The sequence below is a fragment of the Bifidobacterium ruminantium DSM 6489 genome, assembly GCF_000770925.1.
GTDB classification, from domain to species: domain Bacteria; phylum Actinomycetota; class Actinomycetes; order Actinomycetales; family Bifidobacteriaceae; genus Bifidobacterium; species Bifidobacterium ruminantium.
Genome location: NZ_JDTK01000050.1, coordinates 1 through 1,876, shown reverse-complemented (window position 1 = coordinate 1,876; position 1,876 = coordinate 1). Strand labels below are relative to the sequence as shown.

3 protein-coding genes are annotated in these 1,876 nt (G+C 42.8%); all 3 read left to right on the top strand.

Features of this window, described 5'->3' with window-relative positions; translation table 11 throughout:
- Positions 1-902 (top strand): hypothetical protein (locus tag OU26_RS09295; RefSeq protein ID WP_206537854.1); only part of this gene is annotated, 902 nt, incomplete at its 5' end.
- 82 nt (positions 903-984) lie between these two features.
- Positions 985-1,254 (top strand): hypothetical protein, encoded by a 270-nt coding sequence (locus OU26_RS09290; RefSeq protein WP_026645725.1) that lies wholly within the window; start codon positions 985-987, stop codon positions 1,252-1,254.
- Positions 1,255-1,534: 280 nt separating this feature from the next.
- Positions 1,535-1,810 carry a hypothetical protein gene (locus OU26_RS09285; protein WP_026645726.1) on the top strand — a complete coding sequence of 92 codons (276 nt, stop codon included), beginning with the start codon at positions 1,535-1,537 and terminating at the stop codon, positions 1,808-1,810.
- The last annotated feature ends 66 nt before the right edge of the window (positions 1,811-1,876 follow it).

The following is a 1,876-nucleotide window of genomic DNA, read 5'->3' as shown; positions in this document are numbered from 1 at the left end:
TACCAACTTATACCTTGATAGATATAAGGGTGACATCAAAAAATAACCATCACATCATTAACAAGGAGGTAAAGGGAATGGCATTCAAATATTTGAATGATAAAGAGATAGATAAACTGAATGACGCTGAACGCGCTTCATATTACAAACTCGAGGATGCTGAACTGGAACGCTTGCATAAGGAACGATTCAATGAGGCAGTGAATCGGGAATACAGTGAGCGCGATGCTCATGATGACTTGATTGCCGGGTTCTCGCTGGCAATGTTCATGGATGATGCGCAGGCGAAGGCACTGGCGCTGATTGATTCACCGAACTGGGAACCTGCTTCACCAGCGGATGCATGTAAGCATGCAGGCATTCCAATTGAAGTAATCATTGATATCTTGCCTGAATTGCAGGAACAATGGCGAAGGTTCAAACAATTCAAATCCCATCCGGTTGCATTCGGTAAAACGGCGGAATGGCGCGGTGGACGTATGTGGGCGGCATATGTGAACATGCTCTCACTGCTCTGGCAGGTTAAGGATCCGAGTGATTCGGAAACAATACCTACTGATAGGAATGGAAATCGTGTCATGGAACGCTTGATGCGCGCTCGGTTCGATAAATCCGATTCACTGCATGGCATCATGCTAACGGCTGCGATACTGGAAACCGCCATGAACGGCACGATTGACTCACTGTATGAATGCGGTGAAATTGACATGCTCGGATTAAGTCATGATGACGCGGATGCATACATGGCTTATAACAGTAACCAGAAAGCAATGGTTCAAGCGTTGACGCCAGAATATGCAGATAGATTGCCTGACCGGATTCCGTGGAAATCGGCGTGGGGCAGTGACTGGGAACCTGAAACGGATGATGCGGATGATGTCAATTCGGATAACGCGGATTGATAGATAAATGGTGATTGCATGCATGCGGATATTGCAGTCATGAAATCAAAAGAATCGATTCAATTAAAGGAGAAATATAATTATGTTGGAATCAATGGTATATGCGGCGGATGTCGCCACATTACAGGAAGTCTGGACATCAATCGTTCAGAAATGGATTGGACCGGCAGTGTTCATCATTATTGGTGCATGTTCACTGAAGTTCCTATTCTCACGTCAGTGGACGCAATTCGTTGCATTCCTTGCGCTCGGTATTATCGTTGCCGCAATAATCTATGCTGCACCGGCCATGTTCTCACAAAATAGCACGCTGGTTAGAGGTGTCGGTGACGTCGCGAAACAAATCAATTAAAGAAGTGATTGAATGAGAAAGGAATCATAAATGCCCGCGAATAATCGCGGGCATTATTGTATTCAAACTACATTCAAAATGTTCACAAAACATTTACAATTGACGGATTGAATGATGTGAAAAGTGTGTCGCTGCTCGGTTCTGTTAATGATGTGGAATCGTTGAAATGATGCGGATTATTAGACCTTGATAGATAGTAAGTGAGTTTCAAACATATCTCTTGATAGATAAGTGAATGAAATTCAAATAAAACACATCAATAACAAGGAGATAATTCGAGATGGAACAAATCAAAATCATCAGGAATATCGCGGCGGTTGTCATGATGTTCACAATCATATTCAGTGTATCTGCGTGCGGAAGCATGAATTCAGTGGATTCATCATCAACTGAGAGTACGGCTGATGCGACTGTTAAATCATATCGTATTGAAGGCAATGAGAATTACACGCTTGTATGTATTGATAATCATGCGAACATTCGCTCTGGAAACAATGGAGGTATGACGCGCGCTGACTATCTGGATGAGAAATGCAAGGAACTGATTAAGGATTGAAAGGGGATAATATGGATAACCTTAAAAATATAATACTGAAACTGTATCATGCACATCCTGTGCTAT

Excerpts from the sequence above, each read along its gene's own strand:
- OU26_RS09290 (WP_026645725.1), top strand. The coding sequence starts at position 985 with ATGTTGGAATCAATGGTATATGCGGCGGATGTCGCCACATTACAGGAA.
- OU26_RS09285 (WP_026645726.1), top strand. The coding sequence starts at position 1,535 with ATGGAACAAATCAAAATCATCAGGAATATCGCGGCGGTTGTCATGATG.